Raw genomic sequence first — 18,446 nt, 5'->3', positions numbered from 1 at the left:
TTAAGAAGCGCAAGCTGTTCCCAACGGATGAATCAGCTCGAAAGGTGATCTACCTAGCTATCCGAGATGCATCTAAGAAGTGGACGATGCCGATTAGAAACTGGCGACAAGCTCTAAACCGCTTTATGATTATGTTCGAAGACCGACTCTCTGAGTACATGTAATCTCGACAGTTACACAGAATTATTTACAGGGTCTCAAAACTGTAAAAAGCGTTGATATAACTCAGAGATATTAGAACTGCACATGAGATCCATATTGTCTTTCAACTGATTTTCAGTCCAATCCCACCACTGCATTTTAAGTAACATCTCAATTTCTTGCTCAGTAAAACGCTTTTTAATTGCCGTACCCGGATTACCCACTACGATAGAATAAGGCTCAACATCTTTAGTCACAACTGCACGAGCACCAATAACAGCACCATCACCAATGGTTACGCCAGGCATAATCACACATTCAGTTCCTATCCAAACATCATTGCCAATTCTCGTATCACCCGCACGCTGAAAACCAGATTTAACTTTATCGCCGAATTGTTCAACATCGAACGGAAATGTAGAAATCCAGTCATGGCGGTGACCTTGATTCCCAGCAAGCATAAAAGTAGCTCCGGTTGCGATAGAACAAAACTTACCAATAATTAACTGATCTATTTCGCCAAAGATACCAGACTCCCAAACACTTGCACTTGGCTTGTCACCCAAAAGATATCGAACACACTGATCTTCAAAGTGTTTTTCATGATAATAGCCAGAATAATAAGTATACTCTCCGACTTTAATATTCGGGTTTGTAATGTGTTCTCTAATTTCATACCCACCAAGCCATGATGGGAAAATGGTTGAAGGCATAAAATACTCCTATCTTTTGTCTGTGTTTCTTTCTATTTTTTACTTGTATGATTAAAAGAATAGTAAAGAAATGGACAAACACATGCCAGCACAACTTCATAACGCATATTTAGGCGAGCTCTATGGTATCGCTTTTTTCCAGTATTTTGCCAACAACTATCATGATTCTCATTATCAAGAACATTGGCAACTGTTAACCGAAATTGAACAATTAACCGCTCAATTATTAGAGCAAGGACTGAAACCATTAGGTATTGACTGCTCTCCTAACAACGCTGAAATGGAGCAAAAAGGGATCTCTGACGCTAAAAAATGGCAAACTTTAACTTGGCCAGATCTCATAAAAACCATGGTGGATTGGGTCGCCCCTTATCAAATCCGCTATCAGCAACAATCCGATTTAGCAACCGAGCATAAAGAACTCTATAAACTCGTGGCCGATCATGAAAATGCCATCTACAACTACTTAGTTGCTGAGCATCAAGGTAGTGGCGAGAGCTTGACTATTTTGCGTCAATTTCTTGCAGCATATCGCTAAACAAAGCGCGAGCTTTATCTCAACTTTATTGGTGAAAGGCATCAAGTTAGAGAGCCATACGACAAAATATTAACTTTCGCGTTGTACTCACCTCTTCTCTGTATTACCCATATATATACCCAAGTGATTGCAGAATGACTTGGGTATACTCCGAATAAAAGAAATAATAGGTATGGCTATGGGTAATAAATCTAATATTCAATGTATTATATTTGATTGTGAAGGTACGCTGGTAGACAGTGAACGCCTTGTTTGCCAAGCTATCGTCAATGCCTTTGCTATTTTTAATGTACCACTTCAGTTAAAAGACTGTGTCCAACATTTCGAAGGCGGTAAAATTACAGAACAGTTGGCTAAAGTACAGCATCGAAGTGGGACAAGTATCGACATTGATAAACTTGAACCCATTTATCGACAACAGTATGCCTTACTATCGGAAACTCACCTACAACCGATACCGGGAGTAGTTGACCTACTCACTCGATTGAAAGCACGCAATATCGAGCTTTGTGTGATTTCTAATTCATCAAAAGTAAAACTCAAAGCGATTTTGTCTCAAACTCAATTAAGCCACTTCTTTGGTAATAATTTGTTTTGTGGTGATGATGTTGGCAACTGGAAACCAGCTCCAGATATCTTGTTATATTCTGCGATGTATCTCGGTTTTTCTAAAGATGAATGCCTTTATGTTGATGATACGGTTCAGGGCGTACAGACAGGCATTGCGGCAGGTATTCGTACTTATCAGTATCAAGATATTATCCACTCTTATCGAGCGGTCAGCGATCAAGCCCCAGTCATAAGATCAAGTATCGAACTATTAAGTATTATTGACAGCTCCTTTACCTCACAACCACATATAGCTTAATAAGAACCATAGGGGCATCATACTAACGTGACGCTCCTGCACTACTATAACAATCCCACCATTGCCCTCCGAGCTGTAACACTAGAGTCAGAACTCGCGTTTTTCAGGATCTTGTAGCTATTCATACATCAACGGTATAGATCTAGATCGATGTGGCATTTAGTCAAAAAAGATAAGTAAAAGTAGTTTCATCCCTCTATTATTAATTTAGTTGTTAAATTAGATAACGTTTTCAAAACAACTTTTAAACTTAGGAGCAAGGATGTTTCTTGATTATTTTGCCTTAGGGCTTTTATTTTTTGTCGCATTAGTGCTGTTTTACGGCATTATCGTGATTCATGACATTCCATATGAAATCGCAAAAACGCGCAATCACCCTCATCAAGACGCCATTCACTATGCTGGATGGGTAAGCTTATTTACGTTACATGTGTTATGGCCTTTTCTATGGATATGGGCAACACTCTGGCGCGATGATCGTGGTTGGGGGTTTAATAAAATTCAGTCGGAACAAAACGAATTACACCATGAACTGACCCACCTTACGGAACAATTAGAAAAACTGACCGAAAAAGTTACGGCGATAGAGTTGGCTCAAACTCAGCTTGAATCAGCGACAAAACAAAAATCATCGCCAGAGGAGAAACAATAAATGGATTTATTACTTATCCTCACTTACACCGCCTTATGTATTGCCATTTTTAAAATATTCAGAATACCGTTAAATAAATGGACGGTGCCAACCGCTGTTCTTGGTGGTGTAGTATTGATTGGCACATTAATTCTATTGATGAACTATAACCACCCTTACAGTAATTTAGGCGGCCAGTACTTTGTCACAACACCGGTGATTCCAGCAGTAAGAGGCAAAGTGATTGAAGTACCCGTTGAAGCAAACCGTCCCCTACATAAAGGTGATGTGCTTTTTAAGCTTGATCCAACCCCATTTCAAGCAGAGGTCAACTTACAACAAGCCGCCTTAGCAGAGGCACAACAATATGTATTAGGATTAGAAGCTGCATATCGAGCCGCTCAAGCAACCACCCATAAAGCACAAGCAGAACGAGATCGTACTTATACTCAATATCAACGTTATAAAAAAGGTCATCAAAAAGGAGCATTTACTCAATCCGATGTTGATAACCGCCGTCAGTTCTATTTAAGTGCAGAATCATCTTTAGAAGCAGCAAAAGCTGAAGAGCGACGAGCAAAGTTAGCCTTTGAGTCAGAAATAGCAGGAGAAAATACCAATATAGCTAAGATACGGGCACAATTACAAAAAGCTCAATTCAATCTAGATGAAACGGTTGTTCATGCACCAACAGATGGTTATGTTACTCAATTAGCTCTACGTCCAGGAATGATGGCAGTGCCTATGCCACTAAGACCTGTCATGACATTTGTTAATAAAGATGCTGAAAATCTTTTTGTCGCTGCGTTTCGCCAAAATTCATTACTACGATTAGAAAAAGGATTTAAAGCTGACTTTATATTTAAAGCTCTGCCCGGAAAAACATTTGCTGGAGAAGTAGTAGAAGTATTACCCGCAATTGGTGAAAGTCAAATTCAAGCCCAAGGCACACTGTATGGAACCGAAGCTCTGCAACGACAAGGACGCCCGCTGGTTGTGCTGAAAATTACAGACGATATTGGACAATATCAACTTCCCCAAGGTACCAATGTGGAAGTCGCTATTTATTCAGACAGTTTTGAGCATGTTGCTGTTATGCGTAAGGTTTTAATTCGAATGAAGAGTTGGCAAAACTATCTCTATCTTGATCACTGATCGGGAGTACTTCCTTAAATAACAAGAATTAAAAAAGGGGCAAAAACAAGCCCCTTTAATTCTCAGTTCAAATTGACTAGTTCCCAGTAGCCAATCTCTTTCCCTATCGACTAGCGATAAGATTCGTATAAGAACCAAACTCGACGCTCTGTTTGATCAATCCAATCATCAATCATACTTACTGATGAAAAATCATTAAATCCATCACACAATGTATGAGCCATACGAAGCTCAGAAGCTAAATGCTTATTATCTTCGCAAAGTTCAGCTAACATATCTTGTGGATCAACATAATCGGCATCATTATCTTCAATACGCTGAAGACGAGCGATATGACCGATAGAGTGAATAGTACGACCACCAATTTTACGGACACGTTCAGCAATATCGTCAGTCATCGCAAAAATTTGCGCACTTTGCTCATCTAAAAGTAAATGATAGTCACGGAAGTGAGAACCTGTCATATGCCAATGGAAATTTTTGGTCTTTAGATATAAAGCAAAAACATCCGCTAGAATAGTGGTCATTACAGCGCTAATTTCTTTGGTCGCCTCAGGGCTAAGATCAGTCGGGGTGGCCAGAAGACGAGTTTGATGCTGTTTCGCATCGACAATTTCTTGTTCAGTTAATTCTTTACTGCTCATCATTCTCTCCTTTGGAATTCATCAATATCAATTCCGTACCCGCTCACTATATGCCTCTACATGGTTATAACAACTTAAATATCCCATTGAAAATGAAAGATAATATTTATAGAACAAAATATGCATTATCGAGCCACATTACTCGGATTAATATCCTGAGATCACCATAAATATGCACCAAAATGAGTATACCTCGAAAAAAGACTAAAGCTAAGAACAACTATTCGATTATTCCTCCTTGTTTTTCTATTTATATCGACGGAGAGAAATAAAAGATAAAAGTCGTTTGCTATCTCTACCACTCATGATTACCCTTGCTCTGTAAATATAACCACATAAAGGGATCCGTAATGGAACAATCATCTGCATATCCAATTGGTGTTCATGGACAAAAATGGGGCGAAGCCGAAGTGGCTGCATGGCGAGCTCAAACCAGCATCAAACGTTCTTACCTTGATGAGGTTGTTAGTAAAATAGCCATTTTAGAAGAAGACTTTGATGTAGAGCCATATGGTGAACTCACTTATATTCCAGGCCAATATCCATTGTTTGTCATCCGTTCTCGCAATTTTGATAGCAACAAACCAACGGTATTAATCACTGGTGGTGTTCATGGCTATGAGACCAGCGGGGTACATGGCGCACTCGAATTTTTAGCGACTCAAGCTTTTAATTATGAACCTCATTTTAATTTCATTGTGATCCCATGTGTCAGCCCTTGGGGCTATGAAACGATCAATCGATGGAACCCAAATGCGATCGATCCAAACCGTTCATTTTTTACAAATACTCCAGCAGAAGAGTCCGCTTGGGTAATGGATGTAGTGAATAAATGTGAATATCCAATTCTTGTTCATATCGATCTTCACGAAACAACAGATACCGATGAATCAGAATTCCGCCCAGCATTAGCGGCTCGTGATGGTAAAGACTACATTGAAGATTCTGTTCCAGATGGTTTTTATGTGGTAGGTGACAGTGAAAATCCGCAAGATAGTTTTCAAAAAGCCATTATTGATTCTGTCCGCCATGTCACCCATATTGCTCCACCCGATCAAGATGGTAATATCATTGGTGAGCCAATCACTCAAGAAGGTGTTATTAATTACCCCCTAAAAGCACTTTCACTTTGTGCCAGCATTACGGGTGCGCTTTATACAACGACAACAGAAGTTTATCCCGATAGTCCAAAAGTTACCGATGAAGAGTGTAACCAAGCACAAGTCGCTGCGATTACTGGGGCTTTAGATTATGTATTAAACCAACATAACTAAAACTCTTTTTTAAGCGCATCCCGTTTAGATGCGCTTTTTGGCTTTAAAATTGCTTAATGAATAGAATACGAATTCGTTGAGTATATTTATGGCTAATCTCAAACATCAGTCTGTAAACCTTGTTGATCTATACAAAAAAACAGCACAAGGTAAATACACTACAGCAGAGCATTACAAAGATATCCCTATTCATGCGATGAAGGGGCTTCACGAATACGCCGTTTCTATTGTTACTCAATATCAAAATCTTGATCAACAATCCGCCATAGATCTTGGTGCAGGGGCTGGCGCGTTATCTCAGAGACTAGCCGACTCTGGCTATCAAGTAACATCATTAGATTTAGTGCCCGATAATTTCCGTCTATCGACACAATCCTTTTCCTTTCTTCCTGTTGATCTCAATTTACCATTTTGTCAGTGTATTCAAGAACGCTACGATCTCGTTACCGCAGTCGAAATCATTGAACATTTGGAAAATCCTCGTGCTTTTTTCCGTGAATGCCAAGCACTACTGCAAGATAATGGGATATTACTTTTAACCACACCTAACATCACTTCCGCATTCTCAGTAACAGAGAGCCTCATTAAAGACAACTTTACATATTTTGATGATGGGCAGTATCTTAATGGCGGGCATATTTCACCAATCAGTCATTGGCAAATTATTAAAATGGCGGAAGAAAATCAGTTAGAGATTATTCATCATTCAACATTTGGTAAGCACCATATTCATTTTCGTGAATGGCCGAGATTCTGGTTACTTTATCATATCAATCGCCTACTAAGGCCAGATCTCAAACACCGTAATGGCTGTATTAATGTCTATTTAATGAAAAAGAAGCAAGAGATCGTCAATTAATCTCTTGCTTACCTCACATATTAATTAAACAAAATAACCCGAGATTCATAAGGTCTAACGAGCATAGATGACTGAACCGTTTGGGTTTGCCAATCATCGTAATTACCTAATAAGACTTTCCCCTTAGACACATCGATATTCTCAGGCAGTTCAAATTCGACCTGTTTGTCGTAAAAGTTATTAATACATAATAAATGTTGCCCATTTGCTTGGCGTAAATAACAAAATAGTTGAGGATGCTCAGGGCATAGATCAAGAAAGTCACCGTCAGTAATAATAGAAACTGTTTTACGCAGCTCGATTAGTCTTTGATAAAAATAGAAAACAGAATTTGGATCCTTGATTGCTTGCTCAGCATTGATTAATAGGTAATTATCAGCAACATCAATCCATGGCTGCTCTTTACTAAAACCAGCATGTAAAGCATCACTCCACTGCATTGGCGTTCGGGAATTATCTCGTGATTTTTCGGCCAATATATTGAGCATTGTTGTTGGCTCAATACCTTGCTGATGAACCATAATCTTGTACATATTAAGACTTTCAACATCACGATATTGCGATAAGTTTTGATAATGAGGATTCGTCATTGCAAGTTCTTCACCTTGATAAATATAAGGAGTGCCTTGCATCATATGTAACGAGGTAGCAAGCATCTTGGCTGATAGTTCCCTATAAGCGCCATCATTACCTAACCGACTAACAATACGCGGCTGATCATGGTTACACCAAAACAGAGCTCCCCAGCCTTTACAATGTAAACCGCGCTGCCAATGGGAAAAAATTTGTTTGAGACCAACAAAATCAAACGGCGCTAATGCCCACTTCTCACCTTGCGGATAATCAACCTTTAAATGATGAAAATTAAACACCATCGAAAGTTCAGATCCATCTAGCGCAGAGTACTGTTGACAGCGTTCGAGTGTCGTTGATGACATCTCCCCCACAGTAACCGACCCATAGTACTGAAACACATCACGGCTAATCTCTTGTAAATACTCATGAACTCTTGGTCCATCGGTATAAAATCGACGTCCATCACCTTGATCATCGTTCGGGAAATCCTGCTGCTTAGAAATCAAATTAATCACATCTAAACGAAATCCATCGACACCCTTCTCTGCCCAGAAGCTTATGATTTTCTTAACTTCTTCCCTAACTTGCGGATTTTCCCAATTAAGATCTGCCTGCTCTTTCGCAAACAGATGTAAATAATATTGTTCCGAGGACTCATCCCACTGCCAAGCGCTGCCTCCAAACTTAGATAACCAATTATTAGGCGCTTCTCCACTCTCATTTAGCCTATGTATAACAGAATTTAAATCCCATCTTCCACTGACTCAACTTGATGATGAGTATTCAGTTGTAACGTTAAACAGGTGATCCCACGGCGTCCTGCCGCCAAAGCTTGCTCAGTAAATTCGTTAAAACCAATAACATCACGCTCAAGTAACATTTCAGCAGCCATTTGCATATTGGTTCCTGTCAACACTTCTGCAACCGTCTTTTCCTGACATAACAACGAAGCAACTCTAAATGGCGTTCCACCTAATAGATCTGTCATAAAAATAACGCCATCCCCACTATCAACTTCTACTATCGCATGCATCAATTGCTGCGTTAATTGCTCAGTTGTCATTGCAACAGGAAAATCGACAGCTACACACTGTGGCTGGCTGCCAATGACTTGAATTAGTGCTTGTTCCAGGCCCGATGCAAACTGCCCATGCCCAGTAATAATTATCCCAATCATCGTTTATATCCTTGGCAAGTAAGGAGCTGTTATCAGTTCGATCTCACTCCTTACTTTAATCAGTCAATTATAAAAATCCCATGAAACGGCCCACAATTCCAAGTGTCATAGTTATTGCAATAAGTTTAAGAGGACTCCATCCTCGCTTAACGAGCGCATACATACATAAGGTGTAGGTTAAAGGTAAAAACGCTGGCATTAATTTATCAATTACATCAGCTTGAAGTTTAACAACTGCATCCCCTGCGGTGATCTCTGCGGTAGTAGAAAGACGAACATACGTTGCCACCAAAGCACCAATAACTGTCATACCGACAATTGATGCGGCATGCCCAACCTTTTTAGTATTGGCCTTAATCATAGGAATTGCCGAAACTCCCATACGATAAGCGTAATGTGCTAATCCAAAACGTAAACCAAAATGCACTATATTAAACAGAACAAAGAAAAAAACTGCGCCCATAATAGAACCTTGCAGTGCAAGATCGGCACCTATACCGCCACAAATTGGTAATAACGTTAGCCAAAACATCGCATCGCCAATGCCTCCCATCGGAGCACCAACAGCAATTTTAGTACTTTGAATACTGTTGATATTCTGCTTTGAGCGTTCCATAGCAAGAATAATTCCCATAACAAAAGTCACTAGAAATGGGTGAGTATTAAAAAAGCCCATATGCCCCTGCATAGCTTTACTCAAGTCAGCTTTATTTGTGTGAATTTTTTTTAAAGCAGGAAGCAAACCATATAGCCAACCAGATGCTTGCATACGCTCATAGTTAAAAGATGCTTGTAATAATAAAGAACGCCAAGCCATGCGATTAATATCTGCTTTTGTTAGTTCTGCGCCAATCTCTTTATTTTCATATTCATCAGCGGCAATGCCAGGGGCTGGTTGTACTTCAGAATTGTACTGATTTAACTTCATGTCATGAGTGATATTAGATTCCATCTTCATAATCCTCTTGTGCAGGAGCCGTTGTCATCGGAGTGGGTTCAGATTTGCGCATAAAATCAATGACAGCCATCGCCGTTGCAGCTGTTGCTATCGCCAATATAGGTAATTGAAGCCACGCTGCAGCAACAAAACCTAAAATGAAATAAGGAATGTAGACATTTTTCATCATGATCTTCATTAGCACAGCAAAACCAATAGCAGGCATAATTCCACCGGCAACGCCAAGACCATCAATTAACTCTTTTGGCATTGCGTTTACAATATTTTCAGCATGTTCTGCACCTAAATAAATAGGTAGAAAAGCACATAAGAAATAGAATGTTCCCAATACAGCCAATGCCATATAATTGACTTTTTCTATACCTTTATCATCGGCATTCTGAGCAAATTGATCACACTTAGACATCACGGCTGACATAGCAGAAAACAACAGAGTAATGCCCATTTGCACCGCGACGGCAAAAGGAACGGCAACTCCGACAGCCACATTGGGTTCCACTTTTGTTGTAATAGCAAATGAAGTACCAACAATAGTCCCGATTATCACATTCGGTGGTTGGGCTCCTGCTAACGGCGCTAATCCCATCCAAATAAGTTCTAAGGTACCGCCAACTAAAATACCAGTAGGCAAGTCCCCTAATATCAAGCCAACTAATGGGCCTAATACGACTGGGCGATGAAAATGCGTTAAACCGTTAAAAAGATCTAAGCCAGCAAAAAAGGCAAGCACCCCTAGCATTACTGCTTGTATAAAACTAATTTCCATAATGACATCCCTTATTCAATTACAACAAAGTGAATAGATCTGTTGCACTTTCAGTAGGAACACCTTGTACATAACAAGTGACTCCTAATTCCTTTAATCGTTTAAATTGTTCTATATCATTTAGATCAACAGAAACGGTTTTCGCTATTTGATTCTTACCGTCGCTATAGTGCATATTACCAACATTGATCCTTTCAATCGGAACCCCACCTTCAACTAATAAACGAAAATCTTGTGGTGTTTTACATACAAGTAATATTTTTTGTCGATCTGCTGCTTTATGAATTGTCTCGATTGTTTTTTGTATTGACCAAAAACGAATTGCAATACCATCTGCAAGTACCATTTCCATTAAATTCTGTTGCATTTCATCTTGGGCAACTTCATCATTGGCAACAATAACAATATTTGCATTAGCAAAACCAACCCATTGCACCCCGACTTGACCATGCACTAAACGTTCATCTATACGACTTAATACAATATTAGGCATAACACATTCCTTTTTATCAATGATATAAATCCATCTGTTTTTTTATTAAATAATTCCCTAAAAAAATAAAATTAATGCTGTTTATTATCAGCAATAATAACTTCAACACCTAGGCTTAATAGCTTGTCATGATAATGATGAGAAATATTACTATCAGTTATTAATGTATTAATTTGATGACTTTCTCTTATCATACAAAAACTCTTACGACCAAATTTAGAAGAGTCTGCAACAGCAATTATCTCATTAGCAACTGAGCACATTGCTCGATTAATACAAGCTTCATTTGCATCTGGAGTTGTGATCCCAGCAGTTAAATCAAATCCATCGACGCCTAAAAATAACTTATCAAAGCGATGGCCAAGAATTTGGTCCTCCCCTTGATGTCCAATTAAAGAACATGAAGATCGGCGTAACTGCCCACCTACAACATGAAGATCGATATTTTCATAACCACTTAATTGAGTAAGCAGTATTAAGAGAATTTGTCATAATAACCAACTGTTTTTTGTTGGCTAAATATGGAGTCATTCTAGCAATGGTTGAACCAGAATCTAAAATAACAGTATCACCATCATGAATCAGATTCGCAGCCGTAGAAGCAATTAGATCTTTAATAGAACGATTAACTTGTCTTTTATGATATAGCGGTAATTCAAATGCAAAGTGCGGATTTAAGGTTGCACCACCATAACAACGAAAAATACATCCTTGTTTTTCGAGTAAATTTAAATCATGTCGAATGGTAACCGTTGATACATTAAATTCAGATGCAAAGTCATCTACTTTACCAGAACCATGTTCTCGTATTGCTTGCATTATTTTTTGTCTGCGTTCCGTGCTGGTCATATCTAACTCCAAAATTTTAGTTAGAAACTTAATAAAGATAAGTAATCTTATAAATTCATTTCAGCACTTAAATAAAATTAAAAATGAAATCCTGATCACAATCATTGTTCTATTTAATTTTGGAATAAAACCTTTCATTGTAGTGAAAGTGAAAACCGCTAAAAAAGAATATATTTACACCTATCCAGTGAAATCAATAAGAAAAATAATGATATTAATCACCATCGAAAGGTTTTAATAAATATATTTTTTATTATTTATTTCAATCTTTCAGTTGATAAAGATCACAAATATAGAATATTAACAAATACAACAATGACAATTGCTTACATCAATAAGACAGAACTTTGAAAGTCATTTTTTTAAGATGGGATGTTCTATCGTAAATAGCCAAGGATATCCAGTGAGCACTACTTTACCATCCCAAGATAACAATAGTCGGCTACAGCAAGCAATTAGCCTTGCAAACTTAGTGTATCCACATACAGCAGGGATTCAAAAAATACGTAAAAATGCTCGCTTTGTTTTTTGGTGCTTAACCTCGCCAAAAACGGTTCAAACCATGCTAGATTTGTTGACCACACCTCTGCTAGCACCATTAAAAACGCAATTTCCTTGTCTTCTCGAAAAGCCTTTAAAGCCCTATGGCAATCTTGGATGGTCACAAGCAAGAAGAACCCAACTTATTGTTGAGCATTTCACTTTTATGCTTAAACATTTTCCTTATCATATAGATGCTATCTATAAAAATAGAGGCATCGTGTTATATCAGTTTCAAGATAAAGACAAAAGATCCTACAGTATTAATCTCAACTCAGGCGAACGCAGAGAAGGATCGCTAGGGCTCCAACTTATCGATGAATACGGTCAACGGCTTTATTCAATCAGCTTTACGATATCAACAACTGAAAATACTCTTTACATTGGTTCTCTACAAGGGCCTACGGAGAGTATCTATAATCGAAATGAAACGATAAAAAGTCTTACCAAAGCATTACATGGCCTGCGAACCAAAGCCTTAATGGTTGAAATCGTAATGATGTTTGCACAGCTCTTTGAGATAGAGAACATATGTGCCATATCTAACCAAGGCCATATTTATCAAGCGTTGCGTTATATAGGTTCGAAACGAAATGCAGTGAGTTTTGATTACGATAAGCTATGGCAGGAATACCATGGTAAGCGTATTGATAAGTATACCTATCAGCTACCCACTCAACCAGAACGAAAAGATGTAGATCAACTAAATAGAACCAAGCGAAAACTCTATACTAAACGTTATCAATGGCTTGATGAATGTAAAATAGCGTTAGCAAACAGTATTATGCTTTATAAATGAAAGATAAAAAAATAGGGAAAGCATCCGGCTTTCCCCGCTTAACCCAAGTATCTATAAGCAATACTTGTAATCTTCCCAAAATGAAAAAAACTGTGAATAAAAAAGGTTTCATTTAGGAAACTAAGTTATGTAGAGAATGAGCACATCCATTGTGATACATAACTTAGTTAATTCTAATTCTGTACTAAATTAAGAAATTACATTATTTCTCAATTCGGATCTCACCATCTTTATCCATACAGACAACCGCTTTGCGCTGTTGGATTAACTGCGCGGCATAAGAAGGTGTTACTGCGTGTAGTTGACCTTTTGAGCAAAGAAATGAACCTTCCCATGCTTGATCACGATATTTACCGGTTTCTGTAAACTCAATAACAACTTTCATATTACGCTCCTAGATGTCTCTGTACTTATGATAATGAAGCATGTCAGTATTCTTGTGGCGACTTCGATACTAAACATACCAGAAGATTTAAAAATTATTAGCGACATAGTTGCAACGTTAGATTCGTATAATGTAAAAGTCGTATTGTCCTAAATTGCATGTAATACGATTGAGCTTTGGACGACTATTAAAAATAATAATAAAAATGAAAAGATATAAATAATTCTATTTTTCTAAGCTTATGAATAATCAAGCATCAACTTAAAGTCATTCATAACTCATCAAACAACAAATCAAAAAATAAACATAAAAAGCAAGCTAGGAATATTCACCGAATTAAATCCTTTCATTATTGGAAATAATACATTGCAAATATATAGAGTATTAGCTCTACACCAAAATAGTATCTAGATAGGGATATAAAACACAAAAAAAGCACAGTACCTTAAAAAATACTGTGCTTCTAACTTAACAATGACGTACTTTACTTAAAGAGATGGCGTCACGTCTTCAACCGAAAACTTACCATTATCTAAAGGACGAACTTCTTCTTTCTTACCAGTAAAGCTTAGCTTACTTAAATCTACCTTCTTGATGGTGCTATCACGCATAGTTTTGTAGAACAACAACCCACGAGTCTGATCGATAACTGATGTCCATTGTGTCGCACTTGGTAAATCTGCTGGGATGTATTCCTTTGCATTAAACTCACTGCCGATTGGAATATCGAAGTTATTTAAAATATGAAATGCTTGAGAAACAGCTTCATCACCCGTTTTCATAACAGGTGCCGAGTTTACATAAAATGCCGCACGAACAAATCGTGACGGTGGTGTAATATCGCCAGGTAAGCCTAAAGCACCAGAGCCAACGCCAAATGAGAAAGCATTAACGCCATTAATCTGCTGAGCCTGACTCACTCCCGGATGTAAATTTATGTAGTTATTTAAATTTGTTACCTGCCAATTATAGTCAGGAGCATTAGTCAGGACTTTAGCGGTATTTTTATGAATATGGATCTGCCCATGATCCATAATCTCAATCACGATGCTGTTACCTTGCTTATCAGAAACACGCCAGTGGGCAGTTGGTGATGGATTACCTTTTGCATCCATATAAACAGGAACAATCTTAATCTGATTAAGCGCCTGCTCGACTTCTGCTACCGTTTTAAATTGACTTAACATCCAACGAACAAAATCCATATCTGTAATATTATTCGCAACAGAGTTTGGATCGTACTTAGCTAAAGAGCCGTAATTCTTAAAATAGAATAATCCTGCGGTTAAGCCTTCTTCGTTTACCCCTTCGGCAATAAAACGGTCATCACTTACTGAGATACCAGCAAAACCATATTTGCTCTGCCAAGTTAAGCCTTTCTTTTGATCTGGTAAGATAGAGGTATACGAATGCTCTCGAGGAGAAACAACCAGCTTGCTATTTAGATCGCTTTCGCCCCACTCAATAGTACGAGCTTGAACATAATCGTGGTTAGTAGATGAAAGAGAGATACCTGTACACGCATTAGCTGAGTATGCGACAACAGAGGCCAGTAACGCACTTAATAATTTTAGTTTCATGTTTCACATCACCATGTATCAATATTGGCGACGATATTACATGTTTTTATCTCATCGTCAAAAACAATGTTTTATTGGCATGTAAAAAAATATTTCTTAATCACAAAAAAACCCTTGAGATCATACTAACTCAAGGGCTTTTATAACGTTCTAATGATTAAATCTTAAATAGCCCAACCACCAGCATAAAAAGCAACAAGAACAATCGCAATCAGTACAGTTCCGATGTTAAGGCGACGCCACTCACCAGAAATGACGCGTCCAATAACAAGTGCGGCAAAACCTAACATGATGCCTGTAACAATATTGCTAGTTAATACAATAAAGACAGCACACAGTAATCCTGAAAGACCATCAACCAGATCGTCCATATTTAATTTGCTAACATTACTGAGCATAAGTAGACCGACATACATAAGAGCTGGTGCGGTCGCGTAAGCAGGAACTAAGTAACTTAATGGAGAGAGAAATAGCATAAGTAGAAACAGAGCACCAACAACGGTTGCTGTTAAGCCAGTTTTACCACCAGCTGCAGTTCCAGCGGCTGATTCAATATAAACAGCAGCAGGAGCACCACCAACAAAACCAGCAAAAATACTGCTTACTGAGTCTGCAGTAAGAGCTTTACCACCACTAATAATATGACCACGTTCATTGAGCAAATTAGCCTGTCCTGCAACAGCACGAATCGTACCTGTAGCATCAAAAATAGCCGTCATCACAAGGGCTAGAACACTTGGCAAAACAACTGGGTTTAGTGCCCCCATAATGTCCATAGTGCCAAGCAAAGATTCCCCTTCACTGCCAAAAGTTGGCATTGCAAAGAAGCCATGGAATGTTACTTTCGGGTCGAAAATTAAACCAAAAACAGAAATAGCAATAATAACTAATAAAATACCACCAGGAACGCGACGTTTTTCAAGACCAAATATCGCAGCTAAACCAATAAGAGACATAAGTACAGGTAGAGAAGTGAAATCCCCCATTGCAACAGGGAGACCTTCATGAGGGTTTTTAACTACTAAACCAACACCATTGGCTGCAATTAACAATAGAAATAGACCAATACCAATGCCTGTACCATGAGCAATTCCAAAAGGCATATTAGATAAAATCCACTTCCGTACCCCTGTTACGGTAATCGCAGTAAAGATTAAACCCATTAAAAATACGGCACCCAACGCAACAGGAATACTGATCCCTTGCCCTAGCACTAAACTAAATGCGGTAAAAGCAGTTAAAGAAATGGCACACCCAATAGCCATCGGAAGATTAGCCCAAAGACCCATAAGTAAAGAACCAAAGGCCGCAACTAAACACGTTGCAATAAATACAGCACCTTGGTTAAAACCTGCCGCACCTAACATGCTTGGAACAACGATAACAGAATATACCATTGCTAAAAATGTCGTTAATCCAGCAACGACTTCTTGGCGCACGGAGCTACCACGTTCAGAGATTTGAAAAAAACGATCTAACCCAGTATGACCAGTTGCATGAGAAGCAATGGAGCGATTATCTGACATGAGAGTTATCCTTCATGATTGTCGTCAGGCTTAAAGGAAGTAAAAAAACGCAACGCAAACGTTTGGCTTTTTAATTTTTGCCGCGATTTTAAGAAGCTTTAACACAAAAAGCAAAAATTTGATGATGATCTCATTGGTATTTGGTGAAGAAAACAGCAGACAATTAATTGCAAACGAAAACGATTGCTACAGATTAAGAAAATATGTGAAATTTACGTTTAAAGCTTACAGATAATTAACAATTTAAATTCTATTAATTATGTGATCCAGTCAACAAACAACCTATTCACAGCAACAATCATAGAAAACATTTCTATATATCAATAAAAAATGAGGATAAAAAGGGAAAACATTTCTTCATTTCTAGCGTTAATATAATCCAAAATCATACAGAGCACTTTATTTCTTCTATATCGCTAACAAGCTCTGTATCTCTAGCAGTGGATTTAAGGTGAATATAATGAAAAAGCATCTATGGAATGGGTTTATTTCTGTTGTTAAACGCGATGTGGTTCCAGCTCTTGGCTGTACCGAGCCAGTCTCAGTTGCTCTTGCTGCTGCCATTGCGATGGAGAAACTAAAGCAACGAGGAGTTACTCAGATAGATGCAATTCGTGCTCAAGTATCACCAAACCTAATGAAAAACGGAATGGGTGTTGGAGTACCAGGAACAGGTATGGTTGGCTTACCCATTGCTGCTGCAGTTGGAGCTATCGCAGGTGATTCACAAGCACAACTTGAAGTATTAAAAAATATCACCGAGCAAGACGTTAAGTTAGGTAAAGCGCTTATTGATAATGGTAATGTTGCAGTAACCGTTGCCGATGTTACCAATATTCTTTATGCCAAAGCAACGTTATACAGCGGAGAGCATTTTGTTAGTGTTACCATTGCCGATAGTCACACACAAGTAATTGCAATTGAAGAAGACGGCATCACGACGTTTACGGCACAAAAAGATGCATCAGCACAAAAAGCGAGCGCCGCTGAAAATCCATTTATAGAAGCCATTGCAGAAGATATCTATGATTTTGCAATGAATGCCCCTCTTGAAGATATTCGTTTTATTGAACAAGCTTATGAGCTTAATGACGCATTATCTATTGAAGGCCTAACAGGTAAATACGGCTTACAAATTGGTGCTACATTCCAGCGTAATGTCGACCGTGGACTCTTATCTGGCGGTCTTTTAACTGAGGTACTCTGCCGAACCTCTGCTGCATCTGATGCGCGAATGGATGGAGCTATGAAGCCTGCAATGAGTAACTCAGGTTCTGGTAACCAGGGGATTGCAGCCACAATGCCAGTTGTTGCTGTGGCCGATTTTATTAAAGCCAATAAAGAGCAACAAATTCGAGCTCTTATGCTTTCCCATTTAATGGCCATTTATATTAAAAGTCATCAAAATAAGCTCTCAGCACTTTGTGGAGCAACAACAGCTTCAATGGGAGCGGTAGCGGGGATGACTTGGTTACTGGGTGGTAACTTTCCACAAATCAGCTCTGCTATTTGCAGCATGATTGGGGATATTGCCGGTATTATTTGTGATGGTGCAAAAACCAGTTGTGCAATGAAAGTTTCATCTTCTGCTAGCGCTGCCGTTAAAGCCGCATTAATGGCCCTTGATGGTATTCGTGTAACAGGTAACGAAGGTATTGTGGCAGATGATGTAGATACATCTATTCGCAACTTATCCGCTCTAGCCAATGGCGCAATGACTCAAACCGATGTGCAAATTCTAGATATCATGGTGAACAAGTCGTAATACCACTTCGGATCATCATTTACTCTCCGTACAACTAAGCCCATTGTGTAAATGCAATGGGTTTATCCTTACCTCTCAATTGATTTTTAATTCTATTTATTCCCTTCTTAATAAGCATTAGTGATAACTTATAACCTTTAGTTATTTCTAATTATATTCTCTAGCGAGATAATCCTATCCAATCTGTAATACCAGATAAAATTACTCAA

Annotated in this window: 17 protein-coding genes and 3 pseudogenes; 9 read left to right on the top strand and 11 right to left on the bottom strand. The window is 38.4% G+C overall.

The window, feature by feature from the left end:
• Positions 1-164 (top strand): annotated as a pseudogene (locus tag CTN07_RS12050) (IS256 family transposase); the annotation flags it as partial.
• 33 nt (positions 165-197) lie between these two features.
• Here the strand turns inward: CTN07_RS12050 and CTN07_RS12045 are convergent.
• A complete protein-coding gene (locus tag CTN07_RS12045; protein WP_005306260.1) occupies positions 198-854 on the bottom strand; it encodes a CatB-related O-acetyltransferase in 657 nt (218 codons plus the stop codon).
• Between the two features lie 82 nt (positions 855-936).
• Here CTN07_RS12045 and CTN07_RS12040 point away from each other — a divergent pair, with 82 nt between their 5' ends.
• The 4 genes from CTN07_RS12040 to CTN07_RS12025 all read left to right on the top strand — a co-directional run bounded on the left by CTN07_RS12040 (position 937) and on the right by CTN07_RS12025 (position 4,046).
• A complete protein-coding gene (locus CTN07_RS12040) occupies positions 937-1,392 on the top strand; it encodes a hypothetical protein (RefSeq protein ID WP_036765883.1) in 456 nt (151 codons plus the stop codon).
• Positions 1,393-1,570: 178 nt separating this feature from the next.
• On the top strand, positions 1,571-2,260 hold the full coding sequence (locus CTN07_RS12035; protein ID WP_005306263.1) for an HAD-IA family hydrolase: 690 nt from the start codon (positions 1,571-1,573) through the stop codon (positions 2,258-2,260).
• Between the two features lie 262 nt (positions 2,261-2,522).
• Positions 2,523-2,912: a DUF3302 domain-containing protein gene (locus tag CTN07_RS12030; RefSeq protein WP_036765884.1), complete on the top strand. Its 390-nt coding sequence runs from the start codon at positions 2,523-2,525 to the stop codon at positions 2,910-2,912.
• Positions 2,913-4,046, top strand: coding sequence for an HlyD family secretion protein (locus CTN07_RS12025; RefSeq protein WP_005306265.1), 1,134 nt, complete (start codon positions 2,913-2,915; stop codon positions 4,044-4,046).
• 110 nt (positions 4,047-4,156) lie between these two features.
• On the opposite strand, the gene CTN07_RS12020 is transcribed toward CTN07_RS12025, so the two are convergent.
• Positions 4,157-4,690, bottom strand: coding sequence for a Dps family protein (locus CTN07_RS12020; RefSeq protein WP_036765885.1), 534 nt, complete (start codon positions 4,688-4,690; stop codon positions 4,157-4,159).
• 350 nt (positions 4,691-5,040) lie between these two features.
• Between CTN07_RS12020 and CTN07_RS12015 the strand changes: the two genes are divergently transcribed.
• Together CTN07_RS12015 and CTN07_RS12010 are read left to right on the top strand one after the other, a co-directional pair.
• Positions 5,041-5,964 carry a M14 family metallopeptidase gene (locus CTN07_RS12015; RefSeq protein WP_005306269.1) on the top strand — a complete coding sequence of 308 codons (924 nt, stop codon included), beginning with the start codon at positions 5,041-5,043 and terminating at the stop codon, positions 5,962-5,964.
• Positions 5,965-6,052: 88 nt separating this feature from the next.
• The gene (locus CTN07_RS12010; protein WP_005306272.1) at positions 6,053-6,823 is read left to right on the top strand and encodes a class I SAM-dependent methyltransferase; all 771 of its coding nucleotides are present in this window, start codon (positions 6,053-6,055) and stop codon (positions 6,821-6,823) included.
• Positions 6,824-6,843: 20 nt separating this feature from the next.
• Here the strand turns inward: CTN07_RS12010 and CTN07_RS12005 are convergent.
• From CTN07_RS12005 to agaR, 6 genes and pseudogenes are all read right to left on the bottom strand, one after another.
• Positions 6,844-8,133: pseudogene (locus CTN07_RS12005) on the bottom strand (alpha,alpha-phosphotrehalase); the annotation flags it as partial.
• Between the two features lie 8 nt (positions 8,134-8,141).
• On the bottom strand, positions 8,142-8,576 hold the full coding sequence (gene agaF, locus CTN07_RS12000; protein ID WP_036765886.1) for a PTS galactosamine/N-acetylgalactosamine transporter subunit IIA: 435 nt from the start codon (positions 8,574-8,576) through the stop codon (positions 8,142-8,144).
• Between the two features lie 67 nt (positions 8,577-8,643).
• A complete protein-coding gene (agaE, locus tag CTN07_RS11995) occupies positions 8,644-9,528 on the bottom strand; it encodes a PTS N-acetylgalactosamine transporter subunit IID (RefSeq protein ID WP_005306276.1) in 885 nt (294 codons plus the stop codon).
• Entirely contained in the window at positions 9,518-10,300 is a 783-nt protein-coding gene (agaW, locus tag CTN07_RS11990) for a PTS N-acetylgalactosamine transporter subunit IIC (protein WP_005306277.1), read from the bottom strand. The genes agaE and agaW overlap by 11 nt, the downstream gene beginning before the upstream one ends.
• A gap of 19 nt (positions 10,301-10,319) precedes the next feature.
• Positions 10,320-10,793 carry a PTS N-acetylgalactosamine transporter subunit IIB gene (gene agaV, locus CTN07_RS11985; protein WP_036765888.1) on the bottom strand — a complete coding sequence of 158 codons (474 nt, stop codon included), beginning with the start codon at positions 10,791-10,793 and terminating at the stop codon, positions 10,320-10,322.
• Positions 10,794-10,864: 71 nt separating this feature from the next.
• A pseudogene (agaR, locus tag CTN07_RS11980) lies at positions 10,865-11,642 on the bottom strand (transcriptional repressor AgaR).
• Between the two features lie 403 nt (positions 11,643-12,045).
• Here agaR and CTN07_RS11975 point away from each other — a divergent pair.
• Positions 12,046-12,981: a VirK/YbjX family protein gene (locus tag CTN07_RS11975; protein ID WP_005306279.1), complete on the top strand. Its 936-nt coding sequence runs from the start codon at positions 12,046-12,048 to the stop codon at positions 12,979-12,981.
• A gap of 202 nt (positions 12,982-13,183) precedes the next feature.
• Here the strand turns inward: CTN07_RS11975 and CTN07_RS11970 are convergent, their stop codons facing one another.
• The 3 genes from CTN07_RS11970 to CTN07_RS11960 all read right to left on the bottom strand — a co-directional run bounded on the left by CTN07_RS11970 (position 13,184) and on the right by CTN07_RS11960 (position 16,472).
• Positions 13,184-13,366 (bottom strand): hypothetical protein, encoded by a 183-nt coding sequence (locus tag CTN07_RS11970; RefSeq protein ID WP_005306282.1) that lies wholly within the window; start codon positions 13,364-13,366, stop codon positions 13,184-13,186.
• Positions 13,367-13,854: 488 nt separating this feature from the next.
• Positions 13,855-14,946 carry a linear amide C-N hydrolase gene (locus CTN07_RS11965; protein ID WP_005306285.1) on the bottom strand — a complete coding sequence of 364 codons (1,092 nt, stop codon included), beginning with the start codon at positions 14,944-14,946 and terminating at the stop codon, positions 13,855-13,857.
• Positions 14,947-15,110: 164 nt separating this feature from the next.
• Entirely contained in the window at positions 15,111-16,472 is a 1,362-nt protein-coding gene (locus tag CTN07_RS11960) for an NCS2 family permease (protein WP_005306287.1), read from the bottom strand.
• A 460-nt stretch (positions 16,473-16,932) separates the two neighbouring features.
• Between CTN07_RS11960 and CTN07_RS11955 the strand changes: the two genes are divergently transcribed.
• The gene (locus CTN07_RS11955) at positions 16,933-18,237 is read left to right on the top strand and encodes an L-cysteine desulfidase family protein (protein WP_005306290.1); all 1,305 of its coding nucleotides are present in this window, start codon (positions 16,933-16,935) and stop codon (positions 18,235-18,237) included.
• Positions 18,238-18,446 lie beyond the last annotated feature (209 nt).

It is taken from the genome of Photobacterium damselae (assembly GCF_003026815.1).
Taxonomy (GTDB): domain Bacteria; phylum Pseudomonadota; class Gammaproteobacteria; order Enterobacterales; family Vibrionaceae; genus Photobacterium; species Photobacterium damselae.
This window is presented reverse-complemented; position numbering and strand designations above follow the sequence as displayed.

Coding starts and splice junctions, on each gene's coding strand:
- CTN07_RS12010 (WP_005306272.1), top strand. CDS start 6,053: ATGGCTAATCTCAAACATCAGTCTGTAAACCTTGTTGATCTATACAAA.
- CTN07_RS12030 (WP_036765884.1), top strand. CDS start 2,523: ATGTTTCTTGATTATTTTGCCTTAGGGCTTTTATTTTTTGTCGCATTA.
- CTN07_RS12040 (WP_036765883.1), top strand. CDS start 937: ATGCCAGCACAACTTCATAACGCATATTTAGGCGAGCTCTATGGTATC.
- CTN07_RS11970 (WP_005306282.1), bottom strand. CDS start 13,366: ATGAAAGTTGTTATTGAGTTTACAGAAACCGGTAAATATCGTGATCAA.
- CTN07_RS12025 (WP_005306265.1), top strand. CDS start 2,913: ATGGATTTATTACTTATCCTCACTTACACCGCCTTATGTATTGCCATT.
- agaF (WP_036765886.1), bottom strand. CDS start 8,576: ATGATTGGGATAATTATTACTGGGCATGGGCAGTTTGCATCGGGCCTG.
- agaW (WP_005306277.1), bottom strand. CDS start 10,300: ATGGAAATTAGTTTTATACAAGCAGTAATGCTAGGGGTGCTTGCCTTT.
- CTN07_RS11965 (WP_005306285.1), bottom strand. CDS start 14,946: ATGAAACTAAAATTATTAAGTGCGTTACTGGCCTCTGTTGTCGCATAC.
- CTN07_RS11960 (WP_005306287.1), bottom strand. CDS start 16,472: ATGTCAGATAATCGCTCCATTGCTTCTCATGCAACTGGTCATACTGGG.
- agaE (WP_005306276.1), bottom strand. CDS start 9,528: ATGGAATCTAATATCACTCATGACATGAAGTTAAATCAGTACAATTCT.
- CTN07_RS12035 (WP_005306263.1), top strand. CDS start 1,571: ATGGGTAATAAATCTAATATTCAATGTATTATATTTGATTGTGAAGGT.
- CTN07_RS12045 (WP_005306260.1), bottom strand. CDS start 854: ATGCCTTCAACCATTTTCCCATCATGGCTTGGTGGGTATGAAATTAGA.
- CTN07_RS12015 (WP_005306269.1), top strand. CDS start 5,041: ATGGAACAATCATCTGCATATCCAATTGGTGTTCATGGACAAAAATGG.
- CTN07_RS12020 (WP_036765885.1), bottom strand. CDS start 4,690: ATGAGCAGTAAAGAATTAACTGAACAAGAAATTGTCGATGCGAAACAG.
- agaV (WP_036765888.1), bottom strand. CDS start 10,793: ATGCCTAATATTGTATTAAGTCGTATAGATGAACGTTTAGTGCATGGT.
- CTN07_RS11955 (WP_005306290.1), top strand. CDS start 16,933: ATGAAAAAGCATCTATGGAATGGGTTTATTTCTGTTGTTAAACGCGAT.